This window comes from Cupriavidus sp. 30B13 (assembly GCF_049059565.2).
GTDB lineage: Bacteria > Pseudomonadota > Gammaproteobacteria > Burkholderiales > Burkholderiaceae > Cupriavidus.
Genome location: NZ_CP188223.1, coordinates 811,111 through 825,072 on the forward strand (window position 1 = coordinate 811,111; position 13,962 = coordinate 825,072).

General features: G+C 66.5%; 14 protein-coding genes and 1 other RNA gene. 13 read left to right on the forward strand and 2 right to left on the reverse strand.

Translation table 11 applies throughout. From position 1 onward, the window contains the following. The first annotated feature begins 113 nt into the window (after positions 1-113). From ACKI2N_RS03820 to ACKI2N_RS03840, 5 genes are all read left to right on the forward strand, one after another. Positions 114-1,433, forward strand: a complete 1,320-nt coding sequence (locus tag ACKI2N_RS03820; RefSeq protein ID WP_420995914.1) for a Glu/Leu/Phe/Val family dehydrogenase — start codon at positions 114-116, stop codon at positions 1,431-1,433. A gap of 429 nt (positions 1,434-1,862) precedes the next feature. After that, positions 1,863-2,762 carry a glutamate/aspartate ABC transporter substrate-binding protein gene (locus ACKI2N_RS03825; RefSeq protein WP_420995916.1) on the forward strand — a complete coding sequence of 300 codons (900 nt, stop codon included), beginning with the start codon at positions 1,863-1,865 and terminating at the stop codon, positions 2,760-2,762. Between the two features lie 63 nt (positions 2,763-2,825). Beyond that, positions 2,826-3,554, forward strand: a complete 729-nt coding sequence (locus ACKI2N_RS03830; RefSeq protein WP_420995918.1) for an amino acid ABC transporter permease — start codon at positions 2,826-2,828, stop codon at positions 3,552-3,554. Positions 3,555-3,565: 11 nt separating this feature from the next. Beyond that, entirely contained in the window at positions 3,566-4,249 is a 684-nt protein-coding gene (gltK, locus tag ACKI2N_RS03835) for a glutamate/aspartate ABC transporter permease GltK (RefSeq protein WP_420995920.1), read from the forward strand. Continuing rightward, positions 4,246-4,980 carry an amino acid ABC transporter ATP-binding protein gene (locus ACKI2N_RS03840; RefSeq protein WP_420995922.1) on the forward strand — a complete coding sequence of 245 codons (735 nt, stop codon included), beginning with the start codon at positions 4,246-4,248 and terminating at the stop codon, positions 4,978-4,980. The genes gltK and ACKI2N_RS03840 overlap by 4 nt, the downstream gene beginning before the upstream one ends. 80 nt (positions 4,981-5,060) lie before the next feature. Here ACKI2N_RS03840 and ACKI2N_RS03845 read toward each other — a convergent pair whose 3' ends face one another. After that, a complete protein-coding gene (locus ACKI2N_RS03845; RefSeq protein ID WP_059410478.1) occupies positions 5,061-5,891 on the reverse strand; it encodes a class II glutamine amidotransferase in 831 nt (276 codons plus the stop codon). 184 nt (positions 5,892-6,075) lie between these two features. On the opposite strand from ACKI2N_RS03845, the gene ACKI2N_RS03850 reads away from it, so the two are divergent. The 5 genes from ACKI2N_RS03850 to rnpB all read left to right on the forward strand — a co-directional run bounded on the left by ACKI2N_RS03850 (position 6,076) and on the right by rnpB (position 10,878). Beyond that, positions 6,076-7,164: a tartrate dehydrogenase gene (locus ACKI2N_RS03850; protein ID WP_420995925.1), complete on the forward strand. Its 1,089-nt coding sequence runs from the start codon at positions 6,076-6,078 to the stop codon at positions 7,162-7,164. Continuing rightward, a complete protein-coding gene (locus ACKI2N_RS03855) occupies positions 7,161-8,474 on the forward strand; it encodes a glycerate kinase type-2 family protein (RefSeq protein WP_420995927.1) in 1,314 nt (437 codons plus the stop codon). Before ACKI2N_RS03850 ends, ACKI2N_RS03855 begins: the two co-directional genes overlap by 4 nt. A 50-nt stretch (positions 8,475-8,524) precedes the next feature. Next, positions 8,525-9,559 carry a dihydroorotase gene (gene pyrC, locus ACKI2N_RS03860; RefSeq protein WP_420995929.1) on the forward strand — a complete coding sequence of 345 codons (1,035 nt, stop codon included), beginning with the start codon at positions 8,525-8,527 and terminating at the stop codon, positions 9,557-9,559. Positions 9,560-9,570: 11 nt separating this feature from the next. After that, the gene (locus ACKI2N_RS03865; RefSeq protein ID WP_420995931.1) at positions 9,571-10,458 is read left to right on the forward strand and encodes a DUF3025 domain-containing protein; all 888 of its coding nucleotides are present in this window, start codon (positions 9,571-9,573) and stop codon (positions 10,456-10,458) included. Positions 10,459-10,537: 79 nt separating this feature from the next. After that, an RNA gene (gene rnpB / locus ACKI2N_RS03870) (RNase P RNA component class A) lies at positions 10,538-10,878 on the forward strand. A gap of 85 nt (positions 10,879-10,963) precedes the next feature. Here rnpB and ACKI2N_RS03875 read toward each other — a convergent pair. Beyond that, a complete protein-coding gene (locus tag ACKI2N_RS03875; RefSeq protein ID WP_420995933.1) occupies positions 10,964-11,386 on the reverse strand; it encodes an OsmC family protein in 423 nt (140 codons plus the stop codon). A 772-nt stretch (positions 11,387-12,158) separates the two neighbouring features. Here ACKI2N_RS03875 and rplM point away from each other — a divergent pair. The 3 genes from rplM (at position 12,159) to ACKI2N_RS03890 (ending at position 13,953) form a co-directional block, all read left to right on the forward strand. Continuing rightward, complete coding sequence (gene rplM / locus ACKI2N_RS03880) at positions 12,159-12,587, forward strand: 50S ribosomal protein L13 (RefSeq protein WP_420995935.1); 429 nt, start codon at positions 12,159-12,161, stop codon at positions 12,585-12,587. Between the two features lie 11 nt (positions 12,588-12,598). Continuing rightward, positions 12,599-12,991 (forward strand): 30S ribosomal protein S9, encoded by a 393-nt coding sequence (gene rpsI, locus ACKI2N_RS03885; protein ID WP_017226024.1) that lies wholly within the window; start codon positions 12,599-12,601, stop codon positions 12,989-12,991. Between the two features lie 221 nt (positions 12,992-13,212). After that, positions 13,213-13,953, forward strand: coding sequence for a DUF6776 family protein (locus ACKI2N_RS03890; RefSeq protein ID WP_420995937.1), 741 nt, complete (start codon positions 13,213-13,215; stop codon positions 13,951-13,953). Positions 13,954-13,962 lie beyond the last annotated feature (9 nt).

Below are 13,962 nucleotides of genomic sequence, written 5' to 3' on the forward strand. Positions count from 1 at the left end.
CGATGTCGCCCGCAAGGTTATGCAATCGCTGCATAACCGGATGACCAAACGGCATTGGCTTCGGCGGGGCCGCCTCCTCTAAGCTGGCGGCACTTTCACACCGAGACCCAACGATGTCTTCCGCCGTGCCGTCCTCCGTACTGTCCAAAGCTGCCGCTTCGTCCCACACCCTGCCGTCCTATCTCAATCCCGAGGCCCTTGGCCCCTGGGGCATCTACCTGCAGCAGGTCGACCGCGTCACGCCCTACCTGGGCTCGCTGGCCCGCTGGGTCGAGACGCTCAAGCGCCCCAAGCGGGCGCTGATCGTGGACGTGCCCATCGAGATGGACAACGGCACCATCGCCCACTTCGAGGGCTACCGCGTGCAGCACAACCTGTCGCGCGGCCCGGGCAAGGGCGGCGTGCGCTTCCACCAGGACGTGACGCTGTCCGAGGTGATGGCCCTGTCGGCCTGGATGTCGGTCAAGAACGCCGCGGTCAACGTGCCGTACGGCGGCGCCAAGGGCGGCATCCGCGTTGACCCGCGCACCCTGTCGCAGGGCGAGCTGGAACGCATCACGCGCCGCTACACCAGCGAAATCAACATCATCATCGGGCCCAACAAGGACATCCCGGCGCCGGACGTCAATACCAACGCGCAGGTGATGGCGTGGATGATGGACACCTATTCGATGAATTCGGGCAGCACGGCGACCGGCGTGGTCACCGGCAAGCCGATCTCGCTGGGCGGCTCGCTGGGCCGCCACGAGGCCACCGGCCGCGGCGTGTTCGTGGTCGGTTCCGAGGCGGCGCGCAACCTGGGGCTGGACATCCGCGGCGCCCGCGTGGCGGTGCAGGGCTTCGGCAACGTCGGCGCGGTGGCGGCCAAGCTGTTCCATGAGGCCGGCGCCCGCGTGGTGGCCGTGCAGGACCACCGCACCTCGCTGTACAATCCGGCCGGCCTGGACGTGGCCGCCATGATGGAGTACGCGTCGCATGGTGGCACCATCGAAGGTTTCCAGGGCGAGACCATCTCGACCGAGCAGTTCTGGCAGGTCGACTGCGACATCCTGATCCCGGCGGCGCTGGAAGGCCAGATCACCGCGCAGAACGCGCCCCAAATCAAGGCACGCATGGTCATTGAAGGTGCGAACGGCCCGACCACGCCCGAAGCCGACGACATTCTGCGCGAGCGCAACATCCTGGTGGCACCGGATGTGATCGCCAACGCTGGCGGCGTCACGGTTTCCTACTTCGAATGGGTGCAGGATTTCTCCAGCTTCTTCTGGACCGAAGAGGAGATCAACCAGCGCCTGGTACGAATCATGCAAGAGGCTTTCCGTGCGATCTGGCAGGTCGCTCAGGAAAACAAGGTTACCTTGCGTACGGCTGCGTTCATCGTGGCCTGCACGCGGATTCTGCAGGCGCGCGAAATGCGCGGCCTCTACCCCTGATGGTCGGGGTGGCTTGCTGCCGCGGCGTCGCCGGAGGGTGATGCTGCATAGCAGCAATTCAGTCGGGTTTTGGTAACGCGGCTGCCGGAGGTTCCGGCAGCCGCGTTGTCGTATGGTGTCGCTCGCCGCGCTCGACGGGAAGCGGCGGCGGCCATCCGGCATGTGACCGCCCGATGACGGCCGCGCGAATGCCGGTCGGCGGCGTTTCCGGGCGTTGCCGGCGGGAAACGGCAGGCCGGCAAGCGGGCAGCACGCGGGACCGTATGCGGGCAGCAACAGGGTGCGATCTCCCCGCAAACCATGCCTATATTGGCTTTGCTAGGGGAAAAACCCGTTGTCTTGAGTGCATGCCTGCGCAATACTATTTCGTCGGCGGGTGGTTTTTTGTTAGAGTCCCGCCTTTCTTCTCTTCATGGTCAAGGAGATGTTATGAATGTTGCCAAGTTGGCTTCCCTGATGATTGCAGCCGGCGTGCTGTGCGGTACCGCGCAAGCCGCCGAGCAACTGACGGGCACGCTGCAGAAGATCAAAGACACCGGTGTGATTACGCTTGGCGTTCGTGAATCGTCGATTCCGTTCAACTACAACCTCGGCGGCGTGCGCCAGGTCGGCTACTCCTACGACATCAACGTCAAGATCGTGGAAGCGATCAAGGACCAGCTGAAGCTGCCGAACCTGCAGGTCAAGGAAATCCCGATCACCTCGCAGAACCGCATCACGCTGCTGCAGAACGGCACCATCGACATCGAGTGCGGCTCGACCACGAACAACCTGGAACGCCAGAAGCAGGCATCGTTTACCACCAGCATCTTCATCATCGGCACCCGCATCATGGTGAAGAAGGACGGCGGCATCAAGGACTGGGCCGACCTCAAGGGCAAGAACGTGGTGACCACCGCCGGCACGACGTCGGAGCGCCTGCTGCGCAAGATGAACGATGACCAGAAGCTGGGCATGAACATCATCAGCACCAAGGACCACGGCCAGTCGTTCCTGACGCTGGAATCGGGCCGCGCGGTCGCGTTCATGATGGACGACGCCCTGCTGTACGGCGAGCGCGCCAAGGCCAAGAACCCGGCCGACTGGATCGTGGTCGGCAAGCCGCAGTCGCGCGAGTCCTACGGCTGCATGATCCGCAAGGATGACGCACCGTTCAAGAAGCTGTCGGACACCGTGATCACGGGCATGATGAAGGACGGCTCGATCAACACGCTGTACACCAAGTGGTTCCAGCAGCCGGTGCCGCCCAAGGGCCTGAACCTGGACTTCCCGCTGTCCGAAGACATGAAGGCGTTGTTCAAGACGCCGAATGACAAGGCGCTCGACTGATCCTTGGATTCCGGTTGTGCGAAACGGAAGGCATGTCCTTCCGTTTCTTTTTGAGGACTCATCATGAATTACAGCTGGCATTGGGGTGTATTCCTCGAACAGGCCGCCCAGAACGAGACCTACCTTGACTGGATGATTTCCGGGCTCAAGGTCACGCTGGCTCTCGGTCTTTCGTCGTGGATCATCGCCCTGGTCATCGGCTCGGTGCTCGGCGTGCTGCGCACGGTGCCCAACAAGTGGCTGTCCGGCCTTGCCGCGACCTACGTCGAGATCTTCCGCAATATTCCGCTGCTGGTGCAGCTGTTCATCTGGTATTTCGTCATGCCCGAGCTGTTGCCCGGCGGCGAGACGTTCAAGCAGATGAACCCGTTCGCGCAGCAGTTCCTGGCGGCCATGCTCTGCCTGGGCACGTTTACCGCGGCCCGGGTCTGCGAACAAGTCCGCTCGGGCATCAACTCGCTGCCGCCGGGCCAGCGCAACGCCGGTCTGGCGATGGGCTTCACGCTGGCGCAGACCTACCGGTTCGTGCTGCTGCCGATGTCGTTCCGCGTCATCGTGCCGCCGCTGACCTCGGAGTTCCTGAACATCTTCAAGAACTCCGCGGTGGCGTCGACGATCGGCCTGCTGGAACTGGCCGCCCAGGGCCGCCAGCTGGTGGACTACACGGCGCGGCCGTATGAGTCCTTCATCGCGGTGACCCTGATGTATGCGCTGATCAACATCGTCGTGATGCTGCTGATGCGCTGGGTCGAAGGCCGCACGCGCGTGCCCGGCTTCATCGGCGGCAAGTAAGAGGACACGTCATGGCATATACATTCGATTTCAGCTCGATCAACGCGACCACGCTGGAAGTGCTCGGCGAGGGCATGCTGGTCTCGCTCAAGATCACCGTCACCGCGGTGGTGGTCGGCATCGTCTGGGGCACCATCCTGGCGATGATGCGGCTGTCCTCGGTCAAGCCGCTGAACTGGTTCGCGCAGGGCTACGTGACCATCTTCCGCTCCATCCCGCTGGTGATGGTGCTGTTGTGGTTCTTCCTGATCATCCCGCAGGTGCTGCAGAAGATGTTCAACCTGTCGCAGGCGTCGGACCTGCGCATGACCTCGGCGCTGATCGCCTTCGCCCTGTTCGAGGCGGCGTACTATTCCGAGATCATCCGCGCCGGCATCCAGAGCGTGTCGCGCGGGCAGATGTTCGCCGCGCAGGCGATGGGCATGACCTACGGGCAGGCGATGCGGCTGGTGATCCTGCCGCAGGCGTTCCGCAACATGGTGCCGCTGCTGCTGACCCAGGGCATCATCCTGTTCCAGGATACGTCGCTGGTCTACGTGAGCGCGCTGGCCGACTTCTTCGGCCAGGCCTACGGCATCGGCGAGCGCGACGGCCGCATCGTGGAGATGCTGCTGTTCGCCGGGCTGGTGTACTTCATAATCTGTTTTTCCGCATCTCTGCTGGTCAAGCGTTACCAGAAAAAGGTGGCCGTATGATTGAAATCAACAACGTCTCCAAGTGGTACGGCGCCTTCCAGGTGCTGACCGATTGCACCACCAAGGTCGCCAAGGGCGAGGTGGTGGTGGTGTGCGGTCCGTCGGGCTCCGGCAAGTCGACCCTGATCAAGACCGTCAACGCGTTGGAACCGTTCCAGAAGGGCGACATCATCGTGGACGGCACCTCGGTCGGCTCGCCCAAGACCAACCTGCCCAAGCTGCGCTCGCGTGTGGGCATGGTGTTCCAGAACTTCGAGCTGTTCCCGCACCTGTCGATCACCGAGAACCTGACCATCGCCCAGATGAAGGTCCTCGGCCGCTCGAAGGAAGAATCCACCGCCAAGGGCCTGAAGTACCTGGACCGCGTGGGCCTGAAGGCGCAGGCGGCCAAGTTCCCCGGCCAGCTGTCGGGCGGCCAGCAGCAGCGCGTGGCGATCGCCCGCGCGCTGTCGATGGACCCGATCTGCATGCTGTTCGACGAACCCACCTCGGCGCTGGACCCGGAAATGGTCAACGAAGTGCTGGACGTGATGGTGCAGCTGGCGCAGGAAGGCATGACCATGATGTGCGTGACCCACGAAATGGGTTTCGCGCGCAAGGTGGCCAACCGCGTGATCTTCATGGACGCGGGCAAGATCGTCGAGGACTGCGCGAAGGAAGAATTCTTCGGCAATATCGACGCCCGCTCGGATCGCGCCAGGCAGTTCCTGTCGAAGATCCTGCATCACTGAGAGCGTGCGGCCGCCGTGGGCGGCAAGCCATGGAAAAGGGACGCTTCGGCGTCCCTTTTATCGTTGGCGCCGCGCGCCCCTCAGGTGCAGGCGCTGTTGGCCGCGTTCCTGGCCTGCACCTCCGGCGGGATCGGCACCGACAGCGTCATCACCGAGCGGCCTTCCTCGAACATCATCAGCTCGCCCGGCGCGAAGGCGGTCCAGGTCTCGTTGTCGGTCAGCGGCGCGGTGGCGATGACCGCCACGCGGTCGTCCGGCGTGGTGACCTGGGCGAAGTCGATCGACAGGTCGGCGTCGATCAGGTGCGCCGTCGAGAACGGCCACTGGCGCACGATGTAGTACAGGCGGGTGGAGCAGTGCGCGAACAGCGCCTGCCCGTTGGACAGCAGGTAGTTGAACACGCCGTGCAGCGTGATCTCGCGCGTGATGTCGGCCAGCGCGTGGCACAGCTCGTTGAGCGGCGGCTGCGAGCCGGGGAAGCGCTTGCGCAGGCCCTGCATCAGCGTGCAGAAGGCCAGCTCGCTGTCGGTGTCGCCCACCGGCTGGTAGACGCCGGACAGGAACGGCGAGAAGTTCTTCAGGTCGCCGTTGTGGGCGAAGATCCAGTGCCGTCCCCACAGCTCGCGCATGAACGGGTGGCAGTTCTCCAGCAGCACGGTGCCCTGGGTCGCCTTGCGGATATGCGAGATGACGTTCTTGGACTTGATCGGGTAGCGCTTGATCAGGTCGGCTACCGGCGAGGTGCCGGCGGACTGGTTGTCGATGAACAGGCGGCAGGCCTTGTCCTCGAAGAACGCCACGCCGAAACCGTCGGCATGGTGGTCCGTGACGCCGCCGCGGGCGGCGAAGCCGGTAAAGGAGAACGTCACGTCGGTCGGCGTGGCGCAGTTCATGCCGAGCAGCTGGCACATGGCGGGGCACCGGACCGGCAGCAGGCTGCCGGATTGCAATAGAATGTTCCATTATCCGGCCAGCCCGGGTTTTCTGCCAAGCGCGTCGCGTTTTCCTCCCGGGGAGCCGCCGGCATGCCGTCCGGCCGTCGCCGGCGCTCCCCGACAACCATTCGTCCTGTACTTACAGCGGGCCTTTCGAGACATGAGCAAATACAAGATCGCAGTCATTCCCGGCGACGGCATCGGCACCGAAGTGATGCCCGAGGGGCTGCGCGTGATGGATGCCGCCGCGCGGCGCTTCGGCATCGACCTGCAGTTCGACCAGTTCGACTTCTCCAGCTGCGACTACTACGCCCGGCACGGCAAGATGCTGCCGGACGACTGGTTCGACACCCTGGTCAAGTACGACGCGATCTATTTCGGCGCGGTGGGCTGGCCCGATGCCGTGCCCGACCATGTCTCGCTGTGGGGCTCGCTGCTGCAGTTCCGACGCTCGTTCGACCAGTACGTCAACCTGCGCCCGGTGCGGCTCATGCCCGGCATCCGCAGCCCGCTGGTGGACCGCGACGGCAACCCGCGCAAGCCCGGCGACATCGATTTCTACGTGGTGCGCGAGAACACCGAGGGCGAGTATTCCAGCATCGGCGGGCGCATGTTCCCCGGCACCGACCGCGAGGTGGTGATCCAGGAAACGGTGATGACGCGCACCGGCGTGGACCGCATCCTGCGCTTCGCCTTCGAGCTGGCGCACAAGCGCCCGGGCAAGCATCTGACCTCGGCCACCAAGTCCAACGGCATTTCCATCACCATGCCGTACTGGGACGAGCGGGTCGAGGCCATGGCGGCCAACTACCCGGGCGTGAAGGTCGACAAGTACCACATCGACATCCTGACCGCGCACTTCGTCCAGCATCCCGACTGGTTCGACGTGGTAGTGGCCAGCAACCTGTTCGGCGACATCCTTTCCGACCTGGGCCCGGCCTGCACCGGCACCATCGGCATCGCGCCGTCGGGCAACATCAACCCGGACCGCACCTTCCCCAGCCTGTTCGAGCCGGTGCACGGCTCGGCGCCGGACATCGCCGGGCGCGGCGTGGCCAACCCGATCGGCCAGATCTGGTGCGGCGCCATGATGCTGGAGCACCTGGGGCATGCCGAGGCCGGCGCGGCCGTGCTCGGCGCCATCGAAAAGGTGCTGGCGGCCGGCCCGGAACACGCGCCGCTGACGCGCGACATCGGCGGCAAGGCCGGCACCGCGGACCTGGGCCTGGCCATCGCGGGGGCGCTGTGAACGCGGCCGACGCGCGGGCCCTGCTGCTGGAGACCTTCCAGGCGGCGGTAGCGGCGGCCGATCCGCTGCGCATCGTGGCGGACCACCTGCCGCCGCCGCAGCCCGGCGGCCGCACGCTGGTGGTGGGCGCGGGCAAGGCCGCCGCCTCGATGGCGCTGGCGGTGGAGCAGGCCTATGCGCGCCTGGACCCGGCCCACGTCATCGAAGGGCTGGTGGTCACGCGCTATGCCCACGGCCTGTCGACCGCGCACGTGCGCGTGATCGAGGCCGGCCACCCGGTGCCCGACGAGGCCGGCGAACGCGCCGCGGCCGAGATCCTGGCCCGCGTGGCCGCGCTCGGCCCCGACGACCGGCTGGTCGTGCTGGTCTCGGGCGGCGGCTCCAGCCTGCTGTCGCTGCCGGCCGAAGGCATCGCCATGGCCGACCTGAAGGCCACCACGCAGGAATTGCTGCGTTGCGGCGCGCCGATCACCGAGATGAATATCGTGCGCAAGCACCTGTCGCGCATCCAGGGCGGGCGGCTTGCCCAGGCCAGCCGCGCGCCGGTGACCACGCTGATCGTCTCCGACGTGGCCGGCGACGACCCCAGCGCGATCGCCTCGGGCCCCACGGTGCCGGACCCGAGCACCTACGGCGACGCGCTGGACATCCTGCGCCGCTATGGCGCCACGGTGCCGCCCGTGGTGCGCCAGCATCTCGAGCGCGGCGCGCGCGGCGAAGTGACGGAAACGCCCAAGCCCGGCGACGCGCTGTTCGCCCGCGTCGACAACCGCGTGATCGCCACGGCGCACGGCAGCCTGGCGGCAGCGGCCGAGCGCTTCCGCGCCCAGGGCATCCAGCCGGTCGTGCTGGGCGACACGGTCACCGGCGAGGCGCAGGAAGTGGCGCGCGTGTATGCCGCGCTGGTGCGCGAGATACGCGCGTACAATGCGCCGTTCGCCGTGCCGGTGGCGCTGATCTCCGGCGGCGAATGCACCGTGACGCTGCCCCCCGGCGGCGGCGCGGCCGGCACCCGGGCGCGCGGCGGGCGCTGCACCGAATTCCTGCTGTCGCTGGCGCTGGAGCTCGACGGCGCCGCCGGCGTGTATGCCATCGCCGCCGATACCGACGGCATCGACGGCTCGGAAGACAATGCCGGCGCCTTGCTGGACCCGTCGACGGCGGCGCGCGCACAGGCCGCCGGCGCCCCGGCGCGCGCGCGGCTCGACGCGCACGATGCCTGGGGCTTCTTCGACGCCGCCGGCGACCTCGTGGTCACCGGCCCCACGCGCACCAACGTGAACGACTACCGCGCCATCCTGATCCTGTAATCCCGAGACAGCGCCGGCCGCTACGACGGCCGGCCATCCATGCCACGCCCATGACCCAGACCCTCACCATCACCCGCCCGGACGACTGGCACCTGCACCTGCGCGACGGCGCGGCGCTGGCCGCCGTGCTGCCCGACACCGCCCGCCAGTTCGCCCGCGCCATCATCATGCCCAACCTCAAGCCGCCCGTGACCACGGTGGCGCAGGCGGCGGCCTACCGCGGGCGCATCCTGGCGGCGCTGCCGGCCGGCATGGCGTTCGAGCCGCTGATGACGCTGTACCTGACCGACAACACCCCGGCCGAGGAAATCGCCGCCGCCAAGGCCAGCGGCTTCGTGCACGGGGTCAAGCTGTACCCGGCCGGCGCCACCACCAACAGCGACGCCGGCGTCACCGACCTGCGCCGCTGCGCGCCCGCGCTGGCGGCGATGGAGCGCGCCGGCCTGCCGCTGCTGGTGCACGGCGAGGTGACCGATGCCGACATCGACATCTTCGACCGCGAGGCCGTTTTCATCGACCGCGTGATGACGCCGTTGCGCCGCGATTTCCCCGGCCTCAAGGTGGTCTTCGAGCACATCACCACCAAGGACGCGGCCGACTACGTGCGCGACGCGCAGGGCCCGGTGGGCGCCACCATCACCGCGCATCACCTGCTGTACAACCGCAACGCCCTTTTCACCGGCGGCATCCGCCCGCACTATTACTGCCTGCCGGTGCTCAAGCGCGAAATCCACCGCGCGGCGCTGGTGTCCGCCGCCGTGTCCGGCAGCCCGCGCTTCTTCCTCGGCACCGACAGCGCGCCGCACGCGCGCGGCCTGAAGGAACACGCCTGCGGCTGCGCCGGCTGCTACACCGGCCTGCATGCGATGGAGCTGTACGCGGAGGCCTTCGAAGCCGCCGGCGCGCTGGACAAGCTCGAAGCGTTCGCCAGCCTCAACGGCCCGGCCTTCTACGGCCTGCCGCGCAACAGCGGCACGCTGACGCTGACGCGCGAAGAGTGGGAACTGCCGGCCGAACTGCCGTTCGGCGACACCACGCTGGTGCCGTTGCGCGGCGGCGAAACGCTGCGCTGGAAGGCCAGCTGAGCCACGCCGTCGTGGCGCAGCGCAATGGCGGCACGCCGTCCCTGGCCGGCGCCGTGGCGCAGATCGACTGGAGCCTGCCCTGGTACCGGCCGTTCGCCGGGACCGGCGCGGCGCTGGCCGGCGCGCTGCAAGCCGGTGCCGACCTGCGTGCGGCGCTTGGCGAACTCAGTGCGCGGCAAGGCCTGCGCAACGCGCGGGGCCTGCCGCTGCGCTTCGTGCCGCAGGACGCGCTGCCGGCCGGCACCGCCTATGAGGCGCATATCTTCGCCTCCGGCGCGGTACCCACGCGCGACAACCTGCACGACTTCTTCAATGCGCTGGTCTGGCTGCATTTCCCGCAGGCCAAGCGCGCGCTGAACCGGCTCCAGGCCGGCGCGATCGCCGCCGCCGGCGTGCAGGGCCGCCGCGGCGGCCTGCGCGACGCCGCCACCTTGTTCGACGAGAACGCCATCCTGTTCCTGAGCGCGGACGGCAGCCTGGAAAGCGCGCTGCGCGGCTTCGCCTGGGAAACGCTGTTCGTGGCGCGGCGCGCGGACTGGGGCGGCGGCGCGGGGGAGGGCGCCCGCTGCGCCGTGGTGCCGTTCGGCCACGCGCTGCTGGAAAAGCTGGCGCGGCCCTACAAGGCCCTGACCGCGCACGCGTGGCCGCTGGGCGTGCCGCCCTGCGCAGGCGGCGAGCTGCCTGGCACGCTGGACGCCGCCGTGGCCGCCTCGCTGGAAGGCACCGGACCATCGGGGCTGCCGGACATGCCTCGCATGCCGGACCGCCGGCTGTCCAGCCGGCATTTCGCGCCGCTGCCCGTGCTGGGCATCCCCGGCTGGTGCGATGCCAACCGCGATCCCGCTTTCTATGCCGATGCCGGCGTGTTCCGCCCGGGCCGGCGCGCGGCAGCCGCGTAAGTGCACCTCGGGCACATCAGCACGCAAGCCGCGCCCGGCTGGCCGGGCCGGCCTCAAACGGTGTTAGACTGCGGGCCGCAAAGCAGGCCAGACAATCGCTGCTTGCATCGCAAGGTGCAAGGGGAGGAAAGTCCGGACTCCACAGGGCAGGGTGTTGGCTAACAGCCATCCACGGCAACGTGCGGAATAGGGCCACAGAGACGAGTCTTGCCGCCGGGTTCGCCCGGCGGGAAGGGTGAAACGCGGTAACCTCCACCTGGAGCAATCCCAAATAGGCAGGCATCGAGGCGGCCCGCTGAGCCTGCGGGTAGGGAGCTGGAGCCGGCCGGTAACGGCCGGCCTAGAGGAATGGTTGTCACGTGCCGCCGGCCGCAAGGCGGGCGGTGCGCACAGAATCCGGCTTATCGGCCTGCTTTGCTTCTCGATTCTTCCGGTCCGGCCGTGTTGCCCGGACGGATGCGCGGCCGGCATCCCGGCCCGCGCGTTTTCCTTGCTCGCGCGCCGCTTACGCTTCCACGATTTCCAGCGTGTGCGTGATCTCGGCCGTCTTGGCCAGCATGATCGACGCCGAGCAGTACTTGTCGTGCGACAGCTGGATGGCGCGCTCGACCGTGCTGGCGTTGAGGCCGCGGCCCGTCACGGTGAAATGGAAGTTGATGCGCGTGAAGACCTTCGGGTCTTCGCCGGCGCGTTCGGCTTCCAGCTTCACGCTGCAGCCGCGCACGTCCTGCCGGCCCTTCTTCAGGATCAGCACGACGTCATAGGCGGTGCAGCCGCCGGTCCCCAGCAACACCATTTCCATCGGGCGCGGCGCCAGGTCATGGCCGCCGCCTTCGCGCGCGCCATCCATGGCGACCACGTGGCCGCTGCCGGTCTCGGCCACGAAGGTCATGCCCTCTGCGCCCATCCAGGTTACTTTGCATTCCATTTTGTTCGATCCTGCGCTCTGGTGAGTGCGTATCCGATCACGAACACGCGATTTCGAAACTTGATTTTTTAGTATATGCCACTTGCCAATGTGTGGTCAGGACGCATCAGATTCCGCCGAAAACCGAGGGTTTCCTCTAAGATGACAGTTTGATGACACACGTGAATCAAGACAAGTATTTGATTTTATTGAAAAACATCCATATCGGCGGCGTGCCTTGATTTTTTACAATGCAAAACGACATCCCGCACTGCAAATTTTGTTGCGCCAAAAAGGCCCTCATGTATAATTTCAATCATTGAACGACGGCATGCCAAGGCACGTCAGAGTGCGAAAGCGAACTTCCCGGTGAGCCTCCCGGTCCGCAGCCGCACCGCCCGCCGGCAGCACCCGCCGTTCTCCAGGTGTCTCCTCCACCCTCCTCCTTTGGTGGATTCAAACCCAAGCTTTATGGCTTGGGTTTTTTTTCGTCTCTTTCGTCCCGGCCTCGGGGCGCCGGCCGGGCGGGGCACGGCGGAGTGTCCGAAGCGCCGCCCCGTAACTGGCATCTTGACGTGGCGCCCAGACTTTGCTTGTGCCCGCGCCAGAAACGACAGTATAATCGAGGGCTTTTCCGTCATGCCCGCGGATAAGAATTCAGGGAGAGCCTGCACATACAAGCAGGGAAGGCCAGGTCCCAAGGGCCGGCCGACGACGTCAGCATCGATCAGCGATCACAAGCAAGGCGGTGCGCGTCACGTTACGGGCAGTTCTACAAGTCTCAGGAAAAATCATGAAGACCTTTTCCGCCAAGCCTGCAGAGGTAAAGCGCGACTGGTACGTGATTGACGCGACGGACAAAGTCCTCGGCCGTGTTGCCAGCGAAGTGGCACGCCGACTGCGCGGCAAGCACAAGCCGGAATTCACTCCGCACGTCGACACTGGTGATTACATCATCATCGTCAACGCAGCCAGGCTGCGTGTCACGGGTACCAAAGAAACGGACAAGAAGTACTACCGTCACTCGGGCTATCCCGGCGGTATCTACGAAACGACGTTCGGCAAGATGCAGCAGCGTTTCCCGGGCCGTGCCCTGGAAAAAGCTGTGAAGGGCATGCTGCCCAAGGGCCCGCTGGGCTATGCGATGATCAAGAAGCTGAAGGTGTACGCCGAAGCCGAGCATCCGCATGAAGCGCAGCAGCCTAAGGCGCTGGAAATCTAAGGGGGCCATCCATGATCGGAAACTGGAATTACGGTACCGGCCGCCGCAAAAGCGCTGTGGCTCGTGTCTTCATCAAGTCGGGCAAGGGCGACATCATCGTCAACGGCAAGCCCATCAATGAGTATTTCGCTCGCGAAACCTCGCTGATGATCGTGCGCCAGCCGCTCGAACTGACCGCCAATGCACAGACCTTCGACATCAAGGTCAACGTGACCGGCGGCGGCGAAACCGGCCAGGCCGGCGCGGTCCGCCACGGCATCACGCGTGCACTGATCGACTACGACGCCACCCTGAAGCCCACCCTGTCGAAGGCTGGCTTCGTCACGCGCGATGCGCGTGAAGTGGAACGTAAGAAGGTCGGTTTCCACAAGGCACGTCGCCGCAAGCAGTTCTCGAAGCGCTGATCGTGTCGGGCAGGTCCGGTTTGCCGGATCTGGCCGAGCCAGAAAAACCGCACGGTTCGCCGTGCGGTTTTTTTTTGCCGCCGGCCGGGCCGGCCGCCTCCGGCGGGGCAGGTTGCACGCGCGTTTTATAATGCCAATGCATCTTACCGGATACAATCCCGGCACTTCCCGCCCGGAGAACCCCAGATGACCCAACCGCCAGCGCGGCCGTCGCGCAGCGCATGAAATACCGCCTGCTGCGCCCGCGCCGCGGGCCGATGTCGCGGCCGCTGGCCGTGCGCTCGCGCCGGTCGTGGCCGGTGCGCGTGCTGGGCGCCGCGCTGGTGGCCGCGCTGGTGGCGGTGGCGGCGGGGAGCGCGTATTACGCTGGCCGGCGCCTGGCCGGCGCGCAGCCGGACCTGGCGGCGGAGAACCTGGCGCTGCGCGAACAGGTGGCGTCGGTCTCGGCGGAGCGGGACCGCCTGCAGGCGCTCGCCAACACCGCCGAGTCGCAGTTGCAGATGGCGCGCGGCGCGCAGCAGGGCCTGGCCCGGCAGCTCAAGGCGGCGGAGGGCGAAGCCGCCCAGTTGCAGGAAGACCTGGCCTTCTTCGAGAGCCTGCTGCCCGCAGGCGGCAATACGTCGGGCATCCATGTGCGCAGCTTCCGCGTCAGCGTTGACGAAGCTGACACACAGAAGATGCACTATCGGTTACTTGTGATGCAGGGCGGATCGAAGGCGTTCTCCTCGCTGCCCGAGTTTCGCGGTGAGTTACAGTTGGTGGCTTCGCTGGTGCGGGATGGCAAGCCTGTCACCTTGACCCTGGACGAGGACCAGGCAGGCCCGCTGCCGGGCCTGCTCCTCACGCACTACCAGCGCATCGAGGGAACGTTCCCGCTGCCCGCCGGCGCCACCGCGCGGGCGGTGACGGTACGAATTTTGCAAAACGGTCAGTTGCGCGCGACCCAGACGGCCCTGCCGTAGGGCCGTGTC

What these genes read in the sequence shown, in the direction of transcription:
- pyrC (WP_420995929.1), top strand. Translation starts at nt 8,525, where the DNA reads ATGACCCAGACCCTCACCATCACCCGCCCGGACGACTGGCACCTGCAC.
- ACKI2N_RS03830 (WP_420995918.1), top strand. Translation starts at nt 2,826, where the DNA reads ATGAATTACAGCTGGCATTGGGGTGTATTCCTCGAACAGGCCGCCCAG.
- ACKI2N_RS03875 (WP_420995933.1), bottom strand. Translation starts at nt 11,386, where the DNA reads ATGGAATGCAAAGTAACCTGGATGGGCGCAGAGGGCATGACCTTCGTG.
- rplM (WP_420995935.1), top strand. Translation starts at nt 12,159, where the DNA reads ATGAAGACCTTTTCCGCCAAGCCTGCAGAGGTAAAGCGCGACTGGTAC.
- ACKI2N_RS03825 (WP_420995916.1), top strand. Translation starts at nt 1,863, where the DNA reads ATGAATGTTGCCAAGTTGGCTTCCCTGATGATTGCAGCCGGCGTGCTG.
- gltK (WP_420995920.1), top strand. Translation starts at nt 3,566, where the DNA reads ATGGCATATACATTCGATTTCAGCTCGATCAACGCGACCACGCTGGAA.
- ACKI2N_RS03840 (WP_420995922.1), top strand. Translation starts at nt 4,246, where the DNA reads ATGATTGAAATCAACAACGTCTCCAAGTGGTACGGCGCCTTCCAGGTG.
- ACKI2N_RS03820 (WP_420995914.1), top strand. Translation starts at nt 114, where the DNA reads ATGTCTTCCGCCGTGCCGTCCTCCGTACTGTCCAAAGCTGCCGCTTCG.
- rpsI (WP_017226024.1), top strand. Translation starts at nt 12,599, where the DNA reads ATGATCGGAAACTGGAATTACGGTACCGGCCGCCGCAAAAGCGCTGTG.
- ACKI2N_RS03850 (WP_420995925.1), top strand. Translation starts at nt 6,076, where the DNA reads ATGAGCAAATACAAGATCGCAGTCATTCCCGGCGACGGCATCGGCACC.
- ACKI2N_RS03890 (WP_420995937.1), top strand. Translation starts at nt 13,213, where the DNA reads ATGAAATACCGCCTGCTGCGCCCGCGCCGCGGGCCGATGTCGCGGCCG.
- ACKI2N_RS03845 (WP_059410478.1), bottom strand. Translation starts at nt 5,891, where the DNA reads ATGTGCCAGCTGCTCGGCATGAACTGCGCCACGCCGACCGACGTGACG.